The sequence below is a fragment of the Ottowia oryzae genome (genome assembly GCF_003008535.1).
GTDB classification, from domain to species: domain Bacteria; phylum Pseudomonadota; class Gammaproteobacteria; order Burkholderiales; family Burkholderiaceae_C; genus Ottowia; species Ottowia oryzae.
Window position 1 is genome coordinate 2,094,759 of record NZ_CP027666.1, and the last position, 18,199, is coordinate 2,112,957.

The 18,199-nt window shown below is 67.8% G+C and carries 13 protein-coding genes; 6 read left to right on the plus strand and 7 right to left on the minus strand.

Translation table 11 applies throughout. The features are described from left to right. Positions 1-20 precede the first annotated feature (20 nt). Entirely contained in the window at positions 21-1,853 is a 1,833-nt protein-coding gene (locus tag C6570_RS09755) for a cobyric acid synthase (protein ID WP_123812242.1), read from the plus strand. Between the two features lie 48 nt (positions 1,854-1,901). Here C6570_RS09755 and C6570_RS09760 read toward each other — a convergent pair whose 3' ends face one another. After that, on the minus strand, positions 1,902-2,660 hold the full coding sequence (locus C6570_RS09760) for a class I SAM-dependent methyltransferase (RefSeq protein WP_106703029.1): 759 nt from the start codon (positions 2,658-2,660) through the stop codon (positions 1,902-1,904). Positions 2,661-3,010: 350 nt separating this feature from the next. Here C6570_RS09760 and cobT point away from each other — a divergent pair, with 350 nt between their 5' ends. The 5 genes from cobT to C6570_RS09785 all read left to right on the plus strand — a co-directional run bounded on the left by cobT (position 3,011) and on the right by C6570_RS09785 (position 7,127). Next, complete coding sequence (gene cobT / locus C6570_RS09765) at positions 3,011-4,069, plus strand: nicotinate-nucleotide--dimethylbenzimidazole phosphoribosyltransferase (RefSeq protein WP_106703030.1); 1,059 nt, start codon at positions 3,011-3,013, stop codon at positions 4,067-4,069. Between the two features lie 93 nt (positions 4,070-4,162). Next, complete coding sequence (locus tag C6570_RS09770) at positions 4,163-4,969, plus strand: adenosylcobinamide-GDP ribazoletransferase (RefSeq protein ID WP_106704627.1); 807 nt, start codon at positions 4,163-4,165, stop codon at positions 4,967-4,969. Further along, positions 4,966-5,520, plus strand: a complete 555-nt coding sequence (locus C6570_RS09775; RefSeq protein WP_106703031.1) for a histidine phosphatase family protein — start codon at positions 4,966-4,968, stop codon at positions 5,518-5,520. Before C6570_RS09770 ends, C6570_RS09775 begins: the two co-directional genes overlap by 4 nt. Positions 5,521-5,570: 50 nt before the next feature. Beyond that, on the plus strand, positions 5,571-6,287 hold the full coding sequence (locus tag C6570_RS09780) for an ABC transporter ATP-binding protein (protein ID WP_106703032.1): 717 nt from the start codon (positions 5,571-5,573) through the stop codon (positions 6,285-6,287). A 219-nt stretch (positions 6,288-6,506) separates the two neighbouring features. Continuing rightward, on the plus strand, positions 6,507-7,127 hold the full coding sequence (locus tag C6570_RS09785) for an alpha-ketoglutarate-dependent dioxygenase AlkB (protein ID WP_106703033.1): 621 nt from the start codon (positions 6,507-6,509) through the stop codon (positions 7,125-7,127). Here C6570_RS09785 and C6570_RS09790 read toward each other — a convergent pair. The 6 genes from C6570_RS09790 to C6570_RS09815 form a co-directional block, all read right to left on the minus strand. Beyond that, positions 7,124-9,682 carry a hypothetical protein gene (locus C6570_RS09790; protein ID WP_106703034.1) on the minus strand — a complete coding sequence of 853 codons (2,559 nt, stop codon included), beginning with the start codon at positions 9,680-9,682 and terminating at the stop codon, positions 7,124-7,126. The two genes, C6570_RS09785 and C6570_RS09790, sit on opposite strands and share 4 nt — an antisense overlap. 165 nt (positions 9,683-9,847) lie before the next feature. Then, positions 9,848-10,669, minus strand: coding sequence for an alpha/beta fold hydrolase (locus C6570_RS09795; protein WP_106704628.1), 822 nt, complete (start codon positions 10,667-10,669; stop codon positions 9,848-9,850). A gap of 270 nt (positions 10,670-10,939) precedes the next feature. Further along, the gene (locus tag C6570_RS09800) at positions 10,940-12,406 is read right to left on the minus strand and encodes an efflux transporter outer membrane subunit (RefSeq protein ID WP_106703035.1); all 1,467 of its coding nucleotides are present in this window, start codon (positions 12,404-12,406) and stop codon (positions 10,940-10,942) included. Further along, positions 12,403-15,561, minus strand: a complete 3,159-nt coding sequence (locus C6570_RS09805) for an efflux RND transporter permease subunit (RefSeq protein WP_106703036.1) — start codon at positions 15,559-15,561, stop codon at positions 12,403-12,405. Before C6570_RS09805 ends, C6570_RS09800 begins: the two co-directional genes overlap by 4 nt. Before the next feature lie 19 nt (positions 15,562-15,580). Continuing rightward, entirely contained in the window at positions 15,581-16,756 is a 1,176-nt protein-coding gene (locus tag C6570_RS09810) for an efflux RND transporter periplasmic adaptor subunit (protein ID WP_245896154.1), read from the minus strand. Between the two features lie 598 nt (positions 16,757-17,354). Next, positions 17,355-18,182, minus strand: a complete 828-nt coding sequence (locus C6570_RS09815; protein WP_106703037.1) for a proteasome-type protease — start codon at positions 18,180-18,182, stop codon at positions 17,355-17,357. Between the last annotated feature and the right edge of the window lie 17 nt (positions 18,183-18,199).

Genomic DNA, 18,199 nt, shown 5'->3' on the forward strand with positions numbered 1-18,199 from the left:
AAGATGCTGCGGGGTGCGCCATGCTTGACGCTGTGTCGCCCGCCAAGCCGCTCGCGCGCTGCGTGATGGTGCTGGGCACCAGCAGCGGCGCCGGTAAAAGCTGGATCACCACCGCGCTGTGCCGCCACTACGCCAACCAGGGCTTGAAAGTGGCGCCCTTCAAGGCGCAGAACATGAGCAACAACGCGAGAGTCGTGGCCCCCGCGCTGCCTGCTGCGCAGGGTGCGCTGCCCCTCGACGGGGCTGCTTCGCCTTCGGTCGGCCCGGCGGCAGAGTTGGGGCCCCCACGCTCCACGGCTTCGCCTGTTGCGCTGCCCCCCGAGGGGGCTGCTTCGCCTTGGGGCGGCCCGGCGGCAGAGTTGGGGCCCCCACGCTCTACGGCTTCGCCTGTTGCGCTGCCCCCCGAGGGGGCTGCTTCGCCTTGGGGCGGCCCGGCGGCGAAGCGGGTGGCGTCCGATGCCGGGATGGCGTGGGGCGAAATCGGCAGCGCGCAGTACTTTCAGGCGCTGGCCGCGCGCGCCGTGCCCGATGTGCGCATGAACCCGCTGCTGCTCAAGCCCGAGGCCGACACGCGCAGCCAGGTGGTGCTGATGGGCCAAGCCAACGCCGAGCTGAGCGCGCTGCCCTGGCGCGGCCGCAGCGAACGCGTGTGGCCGCAAATTGCTGCGGCGCTGGACGCCCTGCGCGCCGAGAACGACGTGGTGGTGATCGAGGGCGCCGGCTCGCCCGCCGAGATCAACCTGATGGCCAGCGACGTCGTCAACCTGCGCGTGGCGCGCCACGCCGACGCGCGCTGCCTGCTGGTGGCCGACATCGACCGCGGCGGCGCGTTCGCCCACCTGTACGGCACCTGGGCGCTGCTGCCCGAGGCTGATCGCACGCGCATCGCCGGTTTCGTGCTCAACAAGTTCCGTGGCGACGCCAGCCTGCTGGCGCCCGCGCCGCAGCAGCTGCAGCAGTTGACGGGCGTGCCCACGCTGGCCGTGGTGCCCATGCGCTTTGGCCACGGCCTGCCTGAAGAAGACGGCGTGTTTGATGACGTAGCCACCGTGGGGTTTCAAGACAAATCGGCCTCTGGCGCTGGTGCAGCCAGCGCCAGCAGCTATGTAAAGCATAGCGAATCACATGGCGGTACGCCAAGGCACATCGCCATCGTGGCCTACCCGCGCCTCAGCAACCTGGACGAATTTCAGCCGCTCAAGAATGTGCCCGGCCTGCGCGTGAGCTGGGCGCGCACGCCCGCCCAACTGGCCGGCGCCGACACCGTCATCCTGCCCGGCAGCAAGGCCACGCTGGCCGACCTGGCGTGGCTGCGCGCGCAAGGGCTGGACGCGGCCATTGCCGACCACGCGGCGCACGGTGGCCGCGTGCTGGGGATCTGCGGCGGGCTGCAGATGCTGGGTGAAGCCCTGATCGACATGGACGGGGTTGAATCCGCTGGTACGCCCGCCAGCGGCCCCGGCCTGGGGCTGCTGCCGCTGGTAACCGCGTTCGCCCCGCAAAAGACCGTGCGCCGCAGCAGCGCGCGTTTTGCAGGGGATGTGCAGGGCGCCTGGGCGCGCTTGGCGGGCGTGGCCTTCACCGGCTACGAAATCCACAGCGGCCAGACGGCCCAGCACCCGGCGATGGCCGCCAAGGGCGACGTGGCGCGCGAAGTGGTGCCGCAGCTGGCCTGGCAGAACCCCGCTGGCAACGTGCTGGGCTGCTACGTGCACGGCCTGTTTGAGGATGCGGGCGTGCTGCACGCCTTGTTTGGCGCCGCCGCCCCGTCGCTGGACGATGTGTTCGAGGGGCTGGCGGGCGCGCTGGAGGCGGCTTTCGCGCCGGGCGCGCTGGCGGGCTTGATCCGCTAACGCACCGTGCGGCGCGTTAGCGGGGGGCGGGGCAGGGTGCGTGTTCGCTCAGCGGCGCGCCGCCATGAACGCATGCGTCACATACGGGTAGCTCACCGTGGCTTGGCCGCGCAGCGCGGGGTGCGTGGCGATCAGCTGCATCAGTTGCTCACGCACGTGCTCACGTTCGGGCTCGGGCAGCGCGGCGATGAAGCTGGTCGACAGCGTGCGGGCGATGATCACCTGCTCAGGCGGGCCAACGTGCGCGTGGGTGAAGGTGGTTTCCTCCAGCGGCGTGAAGGCGGGGTGCGGAAAGCTTTGGCGCCAGGTTTGCTTCCAATAGCGCGGCGCGTCGCCCTCATACGGCTCGATCACGCGCGTGATGGCGGCCACCCAGTCCATGGATTCATCGCGCACGTTCCACACCAGCCCCAAGCGCGCGCCGGGCTTCATCACGCGCGCAAATTCGTCCAGCGATGCGTGGCTGGCAAACCAGTGGAAGGCCTGCGCGCACACCAGTGCGTCCAGCGATGCGCTGGGCAGGCCGGTGGCTTCGGCCGTACCGGCTTGCACGCTCAACCGTTCGTGCGCGGGGATGCGCGCGCGCATGGCGTCCACCGGCTCCACGGCGATCACGTTGGCGCCGGTGGCCAGCAGCTTGGGCGTGAACTTGCCCGTGCCCGCGCCCACGTCTGCCACGGTGGCGCCGGGGCCAAGGCGCAGCGCGTCTACCAGCCATCCGTCCAGCTCGGGCGGGTAATCGGGGCGGCCGCGCACGTAGGCGTCGGCCTCTTTCGTGAAGCCGGTCTGGGCGGCGGTGTGGACCATGGCGGCGAATCTCCTGAAGATGCGGCCGCGCCAGGGGCGGCAACGGCCGGCCGCCATCATGCGCCTGTTTCGGCGTGTGGGTGGCCTGAGGGCGGCGACGCGCGTGCGATGGCCCAAGGCGCATGAGACGAAGGGTAATGAGCACCGAAAAAATCAGAACGAATCCCCGTCGTGCCACTTGGCGTGCCGCCGTCTTCCGCCGCTTCGCCTGGCTGGCGGGCCTGGGCATCGTCGGCGTGACGCTGCCGTGGTGGCAGGCCGCTGTGCCAACCGCCACTGGCGCAATTTGGCGCGGTGCCCCGCCCGCGCGGGCATGATGGCGGGGTTTTTCGCAAGCCTTGGCAAAACCCGTGTTTCAGATTCCTCCCGTCCCTGATTTGAACAACCCCGATCTGGCGGCCGCATTGGCCGACAAGATCGCCCGCAAGACCGTGCCGCACGGCGCGCTGGGCCGGCTGGCCGCGCTGGCGCAGCGCCTGGGCGCCATCCTGGGCACGACCGAGCCGCGCCTGCACGCGCCGCAGCTGGTGGTGTTTGCGGCCGACCACGGCATCGTGGCGCGCGGGGTGTCTGCGTACCCGAGCGACGTGACCTGGCAGATGGTGGGCAATTTTCTGGCCGGCGGCGCTGCGGTGAGCGTGCTGGCGCGCCAGCACGGCATCGCGCAAACGGTGGTCGATTGCGGCGTGCGGCACGACTTCGCCCCCGCGCCCGGGCTGCTGATTCGCAAAGTAGCGGCGGGCACGCAAGACGCCAGCGCAGGCCCGGCGATGACAGCCGCGCAGTGCGACCAGGCGCTGGCCAACGGCGTGGCGCTGGTCCAGGGCTTGCCGGGCAATGCGCTGCTGCTGGGCGAGATGGGCATTGGCAACACCAGCGCCGCCACGCTGCTGACAGCGCGCCTGGGTGGCGTGGACGTGGCCGAAGTCACCGGCGCCGGCACCGGCCTGGATACGCAAGGTGTGGCGCGCAAGACCGCCGTGCTGCGCGAGGCGCTGGCCGCCAACGCCGAGGCCACGGCGCCCCTGGCCGCGCTGGCGGCGCTGGGCGGCTTGGAGATCGCCACCATGGTCGGCGCCATCCTGCAAGCGGCCAGCGAGCGGCGGGTGATTGTGGTGGACGGCTTCATCGCCAGCGCGGCGGTGCTGGTGGCCAGCCGGCTGGCGCCGCCGGTGCTGCAGCGCTGCGTGTTCGCACACCAGTCGGACGAGCGCGGCCATGCGCGTCTGCTGGCGATGCTGGGCGCGGGTGCCCCGGCGCAGCAAGGCATCGGCCCGCTGCTGGACATGGGCCTGCGCGTGGGCGAGGGCAGTGGCGCCGCGCTGGCGTGGCCCCTGCTGGTGTCGGCCTGCGCCATCCTGAACGAGATGGCCAGCTTTGAATCGGCAGGCGTGTCTGACCGTGCGTGACGGGCACTCAGACACTATGAAAACCGTAGCTACCGGCGCTGGATGGATGGGCGCTAGAACCTTGTTTGGCTCTAAACCTGTGTCATGAACCCCGTGCAAGGCGTGCGCCATTTCCTGCTGGCGCTGCAGTTCTTTACCCGCATCCCCGTCACCGGCGGACTGGCGCAATGGGTGGGCTACAGCCCGGCCATGCTGCGCGCCAGCGCGGGGCACTTTCCGGGCGTGGGTTGGGTGGTGGGCGCCGTGGGTGCGCTGGTGCTGTGGGGCGCGCTGCGGGTGCTGCCCGGCGGCGCGCTGGGCGCCTTGGTGTCGGCGGCCTTCAGCACGCTGGCCACCGTGTGGCTGACCGGCGCTTTCCATGAGGATGGCATGGCCGACACCGCAGACGGCCTGGGCGGCGCGGTGACGCGCGAGCGCGCGCTGGCCATCATGAAGGATTCGCGCATCGGCACCTACGGCGCAGCCGCCCTGGTGCTGGTGCTGGCGTTGAAACTGGCGCTGCTCGCCCTGCTGGCGCAAGAGCGCGGCGCCGCCGTGGCTGCGGCCGTGCTGGTGGCTGGGCACGTGCTGTCGCGCTTCGCGCCGCTGCTGCTGATGCGTGCGCTGCCGTACGTGGGCGATGCGGATGGCAGCAAATCCAAACCGCTGGCCGATGCGGTGCCGCGCGGCGGTGTGCTGGTGGGGCTTGTGTGGTCCATACCGGCGCTGGCGCTGATGGTGCTTGCGCTGGGTGCTTTCAATACCGTAGCAGGCGCCTTGCCGTGGGCGCTGGCCCTGCTGGGCATGAAGCGCCTGCTGGCGCGGCGGCTGCAAGGCTTTACCGGCGACACGCTGGGCGCCACGCAACAGGCGTGCGAGGTGGCGATGCTGCTGGGCGCCGTGCTGGTGTGGCCCGCATGACGGCGCTCTGGCTGGTGCGCCACGCCCCGGTGATCGCCCCACCGGGCATGTGCTACGGCGCCACCGATCTGCCCGCCGACGCCGACGCCACTCTTGAGGCGGCCCAGACCCTGGCGCAGTCGCTGCCGCAGGGGGTGCGGCTGCGCAGCTCGCCGCTACAAAGATGCGAGCGGCTGGCGTTGGCGCTGTGTGCGCTGCGGCCTGATTTGACCCTGATTACCGACCCGCGCCTGCGCGAGATGGACTTCGGCGCGTGGGAAGCCCAGCCGTGGGACGCCGTGCCGCGCGCCGCCTTCGACGCCTGGACGGCCGACTTTGCCCACGGGCGGCCGGGCGGTCACGGTGAAAGCGTGGCCGAGGTGATGGCGCGCGTGGGCGCCGCGTGGGACGAGGCCCGCCAGTCGGGCGGCGACACGCTGTGGGTCACCCACGCGGGCGTGATGCGCGCGGCCCTGCTGTGGTCGCGCGGTGTTCGCTTGCCCGCGACGGCCGCCGACTGGCCGCGCGAGGTGCTGGGCTTCGGCCAGGTAATTCAGCTGGATCTGGGCTGAGCCCGCGCCGCGCGCATCTACACTGCGGCGGCCCCCACCGCCTAGCCACCATGCCCGACACCTCACCGCACCTGCACGTCGATCAATTGCACTTTGGCTACCCCGGCCGCCCGCTGTGGGTCGGCTGGTCTCACCACTGGGCGCCTGGGCTGGGCCTGGTGCGCGGTGGCGACGGCAGCGGCAAGACCAGCCTGCTGCAGTTGCTGGCCGGCCAGCGCAGCGCGGCGAGTGGGCGCATCGCCTTGCAGTGGTCGGCCGAGGAAGATGGGGCGCCCGCCAGCGCGCCCTACATCCCGTCCGACACCGCGCCCAGCGCCGTGGTGCCCGTCACTTCCACTGGCTCCGTCGCGCCGGGTGCCGCTTACATCGAGCAGGTGTTCTGGATGAATCCGCGCGAACCTGGCCTGCCACCCACGCAAACGCCCGCGCAGTGGCTGGCCACGCTCCCCGCCCGTTGGCCGCAATGGAGCGACTCCGCCTTGCAGCAGTACCTACAGGGCTGGACCCTGGCGCCGCACCTGGGCAAACCGCTGCTGGCCCTGTCCACCGGCACGCAGCGCAAGCTGTTCATGGCCGCCGCCCTGGCCAGCGGCGCGCCGCTGACGCTGATCGACGAACCCGTGGCGGGTCTGGACAAGCCTTCGGTCAACTACCTTGCAGACGCGCTGAACGCCGTGGCCCACGCCCCGCAGCGCATCGTGCTGGTGGCGCATTACGAGGCGCTGCCCGGCGTGCGCTGGCAGAGCATGGTTGATCTACCCGGCTGACGACGCGCCCGGGCGCTGCGCCGCCGTGTCTGCATAGCCGCGCCGTACAGACGTTGATGGGCAGATTTCTATAAGGATTCGCCGTTTGGCGCCCGACTTGCCTGCGCCGAGTGCTTTCATTACCGTAGCAGATCGAGTCGCGCAGCGGCATCTCTATATGACCGCCTGACGCGGCCCTGGGTGCTTGTGCGCCGCCTCGCACGGCACTAAGATGGCTGTATGCAAACACAGTCATCAGCGCTGGGCGAATTGTTCCCGCCCGAGCCGGTTCAGCTGCTGGAGGATGCAGAAGGCGGCATCGTCTACCACCCCGGCGCGGCCACGCCGGCGCAGGCACAGCGCTGGTACGAGGGCCTGCGCCCGCTGCTGCCCTGGCGCAGTGAAGAGCGCCCGATGTACGACCGCATCGTCGCCGTGCCGCGCCTGATGGCGAGCGTGGCTTTGGACGACCCCAGCCGCCCGGCATTGCTGGACGAGGCGTTGGCGGCGGTGAAGGCGGTGGCGCCCGCCGGCTACACGCGCGCCGGCTTCAATCTGTACCGCGACGGGCAAGACAGCGTGGCCATGCATGGCGACCGTGTGGGCGATTTGGCGGCGGGGCAGCCCATCGCCATCCTGTCGCTGGGCGCCGCGCGCGACATGCTGATCCAGCCACGCCCCGGCATTGGCCGCACCACGCCCCGGCGCGGCCTGCGCATCGGCCTGCCGCCCGGCAGCGTGCTGGTGATGAGCCACGCCAGCCAGCGCACGCACCTGCACGGCATACCGAAGTCGTCCGAGCCGGTGGGCCCGCGCATCAGCATCGCTTTTAGAGTGCGCCTTGCCGTGGTTGGCCGCTAGCGGCGGGCCGGTGCGCCGGCCGTCATGTCGGTAGAGCCCCAGGGTCGCCAGTCGTCTGTTTGAACCCAGGTTCCACGCGGGCCATTGCGCGTGGTGTTGCCGGCCAAATGCTTTTCCCAGAGGTTTTTCGACTCCGGATCGCCATCGCGGTGCAGATACGGCGCCAGCCGGGCTAAGGCGCTGCCTCGCTTGCTCTCGGTTTCCTGGAAATGCTTCCACTCATCGGCCTGATAGGCGTAGATGGACTCGTCGCTGGCCGAGTCGCGCCCGCCGTACATGTACGAGGCATAGCGCGCGTATTCGAGCTTGTCGCCCCAGTCGGACTGGGTGGCGTTCATGCCCGCCAGATCCTTGAAGAATTGCCCCTGTGAATCGGTGAGCTTCTGCTTTTTCGCGTGGTTGATCGCTTCGGCAATCAACATGCCCGCAAAGCCTGCGGCAGCGCCCACCACGCCCAGCGCAGGGCCCAACACGCGTGAGCCGACAGCCAGGCCGCGAATGACCTGGCTGGCCGTGTTCGCGGCGTAGTTGCCGGCCAGCGTGGCCGCCTTCGGCGCCAGCATGTTCAGCGTGGACGTGACGGCCATGCCTGCCGTGGCAGAACCGCCGGCAATCTGAATGCCCGCGCCCGCCTTTTCCAGCGCCGTGTTGGCGCGCTTGAGCGCGGCCACGCCGGTCACGATGTCCATCACGCCGCCTGCGGCATCCAGCCCCGCGCCGAAGGTAAAGCGCAGGAAGGAACGCCCCGCGGCCACGGCGCTGTTGGGCTTGCCGCGTGCACCCATGGCCTCGCCAACCTGCTGGGCCGCAGCGTTGTAGTTGTCGAGTTCGGCGCCGTTCAGACGCTGGCCGTCGGGGCCGAGGGTTTCCAGCTCCGCCGCGCCGGCATTCACCCTGTCGGCGATCGCGGCGTTGACTTTCTGCGCAGCGCCCTTGCTGCTGGACTTGCCCCAGATGTCCGAGAAGTTGTCGTCCATCAGGCCGAGCCACTCGGTGGCCTTGACCTTGGGCACGCCGCCTTCGCCGGCCACCTTGCTCACCTGCTCGATGATGTTGGAGCCAAAGCGCGCGAAGTCGGTACCCATGCTGAGTCCGCCCACCAGGTCGCGCGCTGCGGCCACGCGCTGATCCGAGGTCATTTCGCTCCAGCCGGCGTTCTTGATCTGCATCGCGCCGCTCAGGAAACCCATCATTCCCGAGATCGCGCCCAGCGTTCCAGTAGACGAGGCACCGTGCAACATCTTTTTGACCGTGCCGGCCGTCTTTTCTCGGTCGCCACTCACATTCTTCAGAGCTTTTTCGGTCAACTCATCGATCTTGTTCACATCGCGGGATTCCGCCGCGTCAGAAATGGCCTGGCGGATCGCTTTTCTGTCGTCGTCGGTCATTGGGGTCGTGCTCAAAGCCCCCAATTGGTCGCCCAACTTTTTATAGTTGTCGTAGAGCTTGTCTGACTTGTCCATCGTCCCCAGCGCGCCGTTGATGCCACCCTTCACGATAGAAATGGTGTCGCGCAGCGCCATGGCCTGCACGTCCTGCGGCGCGCCCGAGGGGTTGGCGATGTTCTTGTTGAGCTGGTAGGTGGACAGGTTCTGGTTGAAGGCTTGCCTGCGCTGCGCGTAGTCGTCAGGGCGCAGTACCCGCAGCGCATCGAAGTAGTTGGAAACCTCTGCATCGATGCTGGCGAGTTGCTCTCGGTCAGGGCTGCCCTGGTTGGCCTTCTCGGTCTGTGCAATCACGTTTTCTTCGAAGCGGGTGTTGGCGCTGCCGTCCTTGTTGAACAAGGCGTTGTCGACCTTGTCGCGGATGCCGTTGATGTCCGAATCTGGCAGCAGCTTCTCAGCCGCAAACGCCATCTCGCGGCGGTAGCGCTCGGCAATGTCGGGCTTGGCCATCAGCTTCGAAAGCTGGTCGGCCACCGCGTCCTTGTCGACGATTTCATTGACGTCTTGGCCGGTCAGCTTGGTGGGCTTGTCGGACGTTTCGCGGTAGGTGCCGCTGCCCGTGTTGATCGTTTCGGCGTAGCCATACAGGTCGTAGCCACTGTCCAGCGCAGCCTGTGCGTCCATCAGCTTCTTGGCCTTGGCCTCGTCGGAATCGGCGGCCAGTCGGCCGTCCTTCACCTCCGCTTCAATCACCTTGCCGAACTGCTGGGCTGCAATGGTGCCCACCGTGTCACCGTCCTGGTAGTCGATGCCTTCTTGTTTGGCCTTCTGCTTGTCCACTTGCCGGCTGCTCAGCGAATCGCCGAATTCGGGCACGCCGGTCTTCTCGCGAATGCCCGATGGGCCGAGGCGCAGATAGTCGGTCACGTCGAAGCCAGCTGGCTTGACCTGCAAGTTCGGCTCGACGTGGCGCGGCCCGCCGCGAACGGCGAGTGCGATCTTGGGCTCCACCTCCGGCAGCTCTTCAAGCCACTCATCGGGCTTGCGGGTGGCTGCCTCGGTCTGCGCAGGGCTTGGCTTATCAGGCGCGTCTTGGCGAGGGGCTTCCTGCTCGTGGTTGACCGGCGCCGCTGGGGCGATCTGTGGGGAAGGAGAGGTAACGGAGGTCATGTGCGCCAGCTTAGGCAAACTCCCCCGGAGGTGAAAGCTGGTAGCGTTACCTATGTCTGCGCGGGGCCAAGCCGCTCGCACACCGGTGCCGCACGCCGTTGGTGCAACACGCACGGTGGGGTGCACCGAAAACGGGGAGGCGCAGCGCAGATGGGTGCGGTGCGCTCAGATTTGCGTGCCCGGCAGTGCGCGCAGGCTGGCTTCAATGGCTGCGGCCGTGGCCAGCGGCTTTTCCATTGGAAACAAATGCGTGCCGTCGATCATCATCACGCGCCCCTTGGCAATGCGGCGCGTGCCCTCCACACCACCCACCTGCCGCAACTCGGCCGACTGCAGCCCGCCAATGAAGGTCAGCGGGCATTTCAGCGGATGGCGGCGCAGCAGGGTTTCGATGTGATGGGGCAAGGTGTCGTAGATGCGCGATTCCACCTGCGGGTCGAACGCCAGGCGCCAAGTGCCTTCGGCGTCCAGCGTGCCGTGGTCCACATAGTCGTGGAGCACCTGTTCGTCCCATTCGGCAAAAACCCTCTTGGCGCGAAAGTAGTCGAACACAGCCGCACGGTCTTCCCATTCGTTGCGGCGCCGGCGGCTGACCTGGCTGGGCGAAAAGCGCTGCATCAAGCGCGGGGCGCGCTTGGCCAGTCCCAGGCCACGTGCACGCCAGCCACTGACGACGGGCGAATCCAGCAGCACCACGGCTTGAGCCAGCTCAGGGTGCTGGGCGGCGCACATCAGGCTCAGAATGCCTCCCAACGAGTGGCCTACCAGGCACGGCGCCTGCCCGCCCCGCGCGGCCTTTTGCTGCGCGGCGAATTCCGCCAGTTGCTGAACCAGGTGCGGCCAGCCGTCGGTCACCGGATGGCGCGGGTCGTGACCGTACATCTCGATGGCGCTGACTCCCCAGCCGCGTGCGCGCAGGCTGTCCAGCATGACGCGGTAGGTGCTGGCCGGAAAGCTGTTTCCGTGCGAGAAGACGATGTGGTTCATGGGCATGGGGTGCAGATGGCCGCACGGGCAAGAGGGCGCGCGCTGCGGGGTTCAGGATACCTTGAGCCTATCGCGGGCGATTCGTCAGCCAAGGGCTGCGACGGTGGAGGGCGGCAAGGTCGTGCTGGAAGGAAAGCCCGCCGGGGCTGAGCCGACAGACAGCAACGCACGGCAGCCGAATGCCGGAGCGCGCCGGGCCGTGCGAGCGTCGAGCTGTCCACGGCTTGGTATGCGTCCGCTCGCCGCACCGGTGCGGCGGGCAGACCACGCTCATGGCGTGGCCGGCGCGTCGCCACCCAGTGCCTTGTACAGCGCCACGCGGTTGACCTGTTCGGCCAGGCGCAGGCTGATCAGTTGCTGCTGCGCCAGGTACAGGCTGCGCTGCGCATCCAGCACGCTGAGGTAGTTGTCGGTGCCCGCCTTGAAGCGCGCATTGGACAAATCCAGTGCCTTTTGATTCGCATCGACCAGCGCCGTGGCCGCGGTGAGGCGCTGTTGCCAGGTCAGGCGCTCGGCCAGCGCGTCCGCCACTTCACGAAAGGCGGCCTGCACCGCGCGGTCGTAGCCGTTGACGGCCAGGTCGCGGTCGACCTGAGCAACGCGCAGGTTGGCCCGGTTGGCACCGCCATCGAAGATGGGCAGGGCAATGGCGGGGCCGACGTTCCAAGTGCCATTGCCGCCTTCGAACAAGGCAGACAGCGCCCGGCTGCCAGTGCCGATGGCGGCAGTGAGGTTGATGCGCGGGAAGAAATTGGCGCGTGCCACACCGATGTTGGCGTTCATCGCCTGCAACTGGTGCTCTGCCGCACGGACGTCGGGGCGGCGCAGCAGCACCGTGGAGGGCAGGGCGCCGGGCGCTTCGATCAGCACGGCGATCGGCTTGTCCAGCCCATCGGCGGCGGTGGGCAAAAGCACGTCGGCCACGGGGCCGCCTGCCAGCAGTTCCAGCGCGTGGCGGTCTTTCGCCACCTGGCTTTGGTAAGCGGCCAAGTCCAGGCGCGCGGCGTCAACCGTGGTCTGATTCTGGGCGAGCACCAGGCCTGAAGTGGCGCCCAACTCATGCATGCGTTGGGTCAGTGTGAAGGCCTTTTCGCGCGAGGCCAGCGTGTCCTGCGCCAGGCGCAAGCGCTGCTGGTCGGCGGCCAGGTTGAGCCAAGCCTGCGCCACATCGCCCACCAGCGTTAAACGAACGCTCTCTTGCGCGTTGGTTTGCCCCAGGTACTGCTGCAAGGCTGCTTCGCTCAGGTTGCGCACACGGCCCCAGAAATCGAGCTCGAACGCGGTCAAGCCCAGTTGCACGCTGAACTGGTTCTGAATGACGCTCTGGCCCGAGTTGCTGAGGTCGGCCGCCACGCGCGTACGCGAAGCCTGCGAAGACAGCGCAATCGTCGGCAGCTGATTGGCTTGCGTGATGCCGTACAGCGCGCGGGCGCGTTCCACGTTCAGCACCGCCTGCTGCAGGTTGCGGTTTTGGTCCAGCGCCTGCTGCAGCAAACGCAGCAGGCGGTCGTCCGTCACCCAGTCTGCAAGAGGCGGAGCGGGCACGGCCGCGGGGGCGGCCGGATTGGCGGCGTGGTCGCGGGCAGACGCCGCATTCGCCGGAACGATCTCGGTGGGCACGCTCAAGGGCGGCGCGGAATACTGCGGCGCCAGGTTGCAGCCGGCAAGCACCCATACACAGGTGGTGCTCAGCGCGCCCAGCAGCCGCGGGCTCAGGGATTGTCGGTGCGCGCTCATACGCCGGCCTCCGTTGCCGGTGTGGCGTTGGGTTTCGCTGCATCTCGCTGCACGCGGTCCTTGAACCAACTGCGAATCAGAAGGAAGAACACCGGCACGAAGAAAAGCCCCAGGACCGTGGAGAAAACCGTGCCGCCGAGCACGGCCGTGCCGATGGAGTGCCGTCCCGCCGATCCAGCGCCGGTGGCCAGCGCCAGCGGCAGCACACCGACGCCGAATGCCAGCGATGTCATCACTATGGGCCGCAGCCGCAGGCGCACCGCTTCCAGCGTGGCGTCCCACAAGGTCTTGCCCTGCTGTTGCAGCTGCGTGGCGAATTCGACGATCAGGATGGCATTTTTCGAAGCCAACCCGACGGTGGTCAGCAGGCCGACCTGGAAGTACACGTCGTTGTCCAGGCCCCGCACGCTGGTGAACACCAGCGCGCCCAGCACACCCAGCGGCACCCCCAGAATCACCGCCAGCGGCACGGTCCAGCTTTCATACAAGGCGGCCAGACACAGAAAAACGAACAGCACCGAGATGGCGTACAGCACAGGCGCCTGCGCACCGGCCTGCTTTTCCTGGAACGAAGCGCCCGACCATTCGTAGCCGATGCCAGTGGGCAGCTTGGCGGCGATGCCTTCCATCACGCGCATTGCCTCGCCCGTGCTCACGCCGGGCACGGCCTCGCCCTCTACCTCGATCGCCGGGCTGGCGTTGTATCGGCGCAGCAGGGGCGAGCCATAGCCCCAGCTGCTTTCAGAAAACGTGTCGAAACGCACCATCTGCCCCGCGTTGTTGCGCACGCTCCAGTCGTGGACGTCTTGCGGCAGCATGCGGTAGGGCGTGTCCCCCTGCACGTAGACGCGCTTGACGCGCCCGTTGTGCACGAAGTCGTTGATGTAGCTGCCGCCCATGGCGATCGACAAGGTGCGGTTCACGTCGGCGGTGGTCAGGCCCTGGGCGCCCGCCTTGCGGTCGTCTACTGCTACAGAAAGTTGAGCGGTGTCATCCGAGTTGACGGCGCGCACCCGTGTCAGGCGCGGGTCTGCGCCGGCCTGGGTCAGCAAGGTTTGCTTGGCGGCCATCAGCGCGTCGTGGCCCAACTGGTTCATGTCTTTCAGTTCCATCAGAAACCCGGCGCTGGAGCCCAGGCTGCGGATCACTGGCGGCAGTGTGACGATGACGCTGGCGTCGCGGATCTTGCGCAGATCGCGCGTCGCCTTCTGCGCCATCGCGCTGGCGCTTTGTTCGGGCCGCGTGCGCAGGCCCCAGTCGCTCAGCCGCACGAAGGCGCGGGCGGTGGACTGGCTGCCACCCAGGCCGGTCACGGTGTTGATGCCTACGACTTCCGGCATGCCGCGGAAGTACTCGGTGACTTCGTTGGCGACAGCATTGGTGCGCTCGGCCGTGGCGCCGGCAGGCAGGTTGATGATGACGGAGAGCGAGCCCTGATCCTCTTCCGGCACGAAGCTGGTGGGCAAGCGGTGGAACATCCAGGCGATCCCGGCGCCAATCAGCAGGTACACCAGCATCATTCGGCCCGCGCGCCGCATGAAGCGGCCCGCCCACGTCACGGTGCCGTGGGTGGTGCGGTCGAAGCCGCGGTTGAAGCGGTCGAAAAAGCGGTCGCTCAGGCCCAGCAAGCCTTTGCGCTGCTCGCCCGGTTCTCTGGGCGGGCGCAGCAAGGACGCGCACAGGGCCGGCGTCAGCGTCAGCGCCACCAGCACCGACAGCACCATGGCCGTCACGATGGTGATCGAGAACTGCCGGTAGATGATGCCGGTGGAGCCGCCGAAGAACGCCATCGGAATGAACACCGCCGACAGCGTCATCGTGATGCCCACCAGCGCGGGTGTGATCTCGCGCATCGACTTGCGCGTGGCCTCTTTCGGCGACAGATGCTCGGTGTGCATCACCCGTTCGACGTTTTCCACCACCACGATGGCGTCGTCCACCAACAGGCCGATGGCCAGCACCAGCCCGAACATGGTCAGCGTGTTGATGGAGTAGCCGGCGATTGCCAGCACGCCGAAGGTGCCCAGCAGAACAACCGGTACCGCGATGGCCGGAATCAGCGTGGCGCGCAGGTTCTGCATGAACAGGAACATCACCAGAACGACCAGCACCATCGCCTCGATCAAGGCCTTCACCACCTCCTCGATGGAGGTCTTGACGAAGGGCGTGGAGTCCATCACCACCACGGGCTTGAGGCCGTAGGGGAACAGCGGCTCCATCTCGGTCAGCCGCGCGTTGATGCGCTCGGCCACGTCCATGGCGTTGGCGCTGTCCGCCAGCACGATGCCGATGCCCGCGCCGGGCTTGCCGTCCAGCCGGGACAGCACTGTGAGGTCTTCCGGGCCCAGCTCGACCCGCCCGACATCCTTGATGGTGATGGCCGCACCATCCTGCGCCACCTTGAGGAACACGTTTTCAAACTGCTCTACCGTTTTGAGCTTGGTGCGCGCGGTGATGGCGGTGTTGATCTGCTGGCCCTGCACACTGGGCAATGCACCCAGCTGGCCGGCCGACACCTGTGCGTTTTGGGCCTGGATGGCGTTGGCTACGTCACCGGGCATCAGCGCGTATTTCTCCAGCTGGCGCGGGTCCAGCCAGACGCGCATGGCGTAACCGGTGCCGAACACCTGCACGTCGCCCACGCCGTCGATGCGGCCCAGCACGTCGACCAGGTTGCTGCGCAGGTAGTCGCCCACATCCACATGGCTGACGCTGGGGTCGGGCGAGCTGAACGACACCACCATGAGGAAGTCCTGCCCGCCCTTGGTGACGAACACGCCACGGCTGGTTACTTCGTTGGGCAAGCGGCTCATGGCCTGCTGCAGCTTGTTCTGCACCTGAACCTGCGCCACGTCGATGTTGGTGCCCGGCGCAAACGTCAGCGTGGTACGCGACTGGCCCGACTGGTTGCTGGTGGCGTTGATGTACAGCAGGTTGTCGATGCCCTTGAGCTGCTGCTCGATCACCTGCGTGACCGAGTTGTCCACCGTTTCGGCCGAGGCGCCCACGTAGTCGGCGCCAATGGTCACGCGGGGTGGGGCGATGTTGGGGAATTGCTCGACCGGCAAGGTGAGCACCGCCAGCGCGCCGGCCAGCATGATGACAATGGCCAGCACCCACGCAAAGATGGGCCGGTTGATGAAGAACTGCGCCATGGCTGAAACCTCGCGGCGCTCAGTTCGCGGAAGGGCGGCTTTGCGCCACCAAGGCCTGCGAAGCCGCTGCAGCAGGCGCGGGCACTGCGTTCAATGTGCCCTGGGCCGGAACGGCAGCGGCACCTGGCGCAGAGGCTGCGCCCGTGGGTGCGGGCGTGGGCCCGTTCCCCGCGCTGCCCGGTACCGGCTTGATCTGGATACCGGGGCGCACACGCTGAAAGCCGTCCACCACGATGCGTTCGCCCGCCTTCAGGCCGTTGTCCACCAGCCATTGGTTGCCGATGGCCTGGCCCAAGGCAACGGGGCGGCGCTCCAGCTTGTCGCCTTCGCCCACCACCCACACGTTGGCCCGCCCCGAAGGGTCGCGCACCACCGATTTCTGCGGAATCAGCAGCGCCTGCGGCTGCACGCCCACCGGCAACTCGGCGCGCACGTACATGCCCGGCATCAACAGGCCTTGCGGGTTGGGCACGGCGGCACGCAGCGTCACGCCGCCGGTGCCGGGGTTGACGATGAGGCCCGAGAAGGCCAGTTTGCCCTGGTGCGGGTAGGGCGTGCCGTCTTCCAGCACCAGCTTCACGGGCAGCGTCTGCTCAGATACACCCTGGTAGCGGCCCGCCTCGATGTCGCGGCGCAGGCCCAGCAGCTCGGCCGTGGACTGCGTGAAGTCCACGTACATCGGGTCCAGCTGAACGATGGTGGTCAACACGCCGGCCTGGTTGGCGGTGACCAGCGCGCCAGGCGTTACTGACGACAGGTTCACGCGGCCCGAAATGGGCGCCTTCACGTCGGTGAAGTTCAGGTTGATCTGCGCGGCCTGCACTGCCGCCTGCGCCGCCGCCACGTCCGACTGGGCCTGCAGTGCCTGCGCCTCGCTTTCCTGCGCCACCTGGCGGCTGACGGCGTCGATCTTCACCAGTTCGGCATTGCGTTCGGCGTTGACCCGGGCCGTGCGCGCCGCCGCCTGCGCCTTGCTCAGCGTGGCGCGCGCCGAAGCCAGCGCGGCGCGGTAGGTGCTCGGGTCAATCTGGTAGAGCACCTGCCCGGCGCGCACCTGGCTGCCCTCGGTGAACAGCCGTTTGAGCACGATGCCGTTGACTTGGGGTCGCACCTCGGCACTCATGAACGCAGCTGTGCGGCCCGGCAGCTCGGAGCTGAGCGACTGGCTGCGCAAGGACAGCGTGATGACACCCACCTCAGGCGGCGGTGGCGCCGCCGCGGCGGGCTTGTTCCGATCGCCGCAGCCTGCAACCCCGATGGCGAGCGCGGCCAGAACGGCGCCCGCCGCCAGCGACGACCAGCGCGAGCGGTATGGCAGAGCAGCAAGAGCGGTGTGTGTCGGGCAGCGGTGAAGATTCGCGCAGAAAGAGCGGGGCGGCATGGGCGTGACAGGCATGCAGATGTAACCGGTATTGTCGAACAGCGAAGCCGCCACGCAGGCGGCGCTGGCTGCCCGCTGTCAATCAAAGGTCCGACGGATAAGAGCCAAGCGGCGCGGCCCAGTCCGCGCTCAGTGCGGCGGCGCGGCGCACGGCCTCGGCGCAACCAGAAAGGGTAGCGCAAGTGCCGTGCCAAGTTGCGACAAAACCCAGGTTTACCTCAGGTTTACCTTGGCGTGACGCGGGTTCGGGCTCGTCCCTGCCTCAGGTTCAGCAGTGCCCCAATCACCCCAGGGCGGTTAGCATGGCCAAGGAGCCGTCTACTGTCAGCGCTTGACAGGGGGGTGTGCTATTGAATAAATAGCTGCCAGCGCTGCTGGGACGGGCGCTGGCGCCCGTTTTTATGCTTGGTCGTTAGATCAAGCGCTCGGCCGGCGAGCCGATCTTGCGCAATGCGGGGTTGCGCTTCGATTCCACTCGCAGCGGCACTTCCGTTTTGCCGCCATTCCATTGCGGGTCTTCGATGCTGTCGAACACCTGTCGCAGCCGTTCGCCCCAGCTGTTGTGCAGCATTTGGAAATACGGGTTGTCGTGGTCGATACAGATGACGCGGTCGGACTGCAGCGCGCCGGCCTGGTAGACCACCAGGTCCAGCGGCAGGCCGACGGACAGGTTGGACTTGATGGTCGAATCCATCGACACCAGCGCGCACTTGGCCGCTTCGTCCAGCGGGGTGGTGGTGGTGATGACTCGGTCCAGCACCGGCTTGCCGTACTTGGATTCACCGATCTGGAAATACGGCGTTTCAGCGGTGGCTTCGATGAAATTGCCGGCCGAGTACACCAGAAACAGGCGCATGCCTTCGCCGGCGATCTGGCCGCCGAAGATAAGCGACACGTTGAAATCCAGGCCGGCCTGGCGCAGCGCGGGGCCGTCGCGCTCTTCCACGCGCCGCACGGCGCTGCCCAGCACGCGCGCGGCGTCGAACATGCTGCGCGCGTTCCAGATCGTGACGGGTGCGCCTGTCTCCAGGTGCTCGACCGATTCGTCCTGCAGAATCTCGCGCACCGATTGGGTGATGGAGAGGTTGCCGGCCGACAGCATCACCATGAAGCGGTCGCCCGGGCGCTCGTACACCAGCATCTTGCGGAAGGTGCTGATCGAATCCACCCCAGCATTGGTGCGGGAATCGGACAGAAACACCATGCCAGCGTTGATCTTGATGGCGCAGCAATAGGTCATGGGGAAAAAGTGGTGAT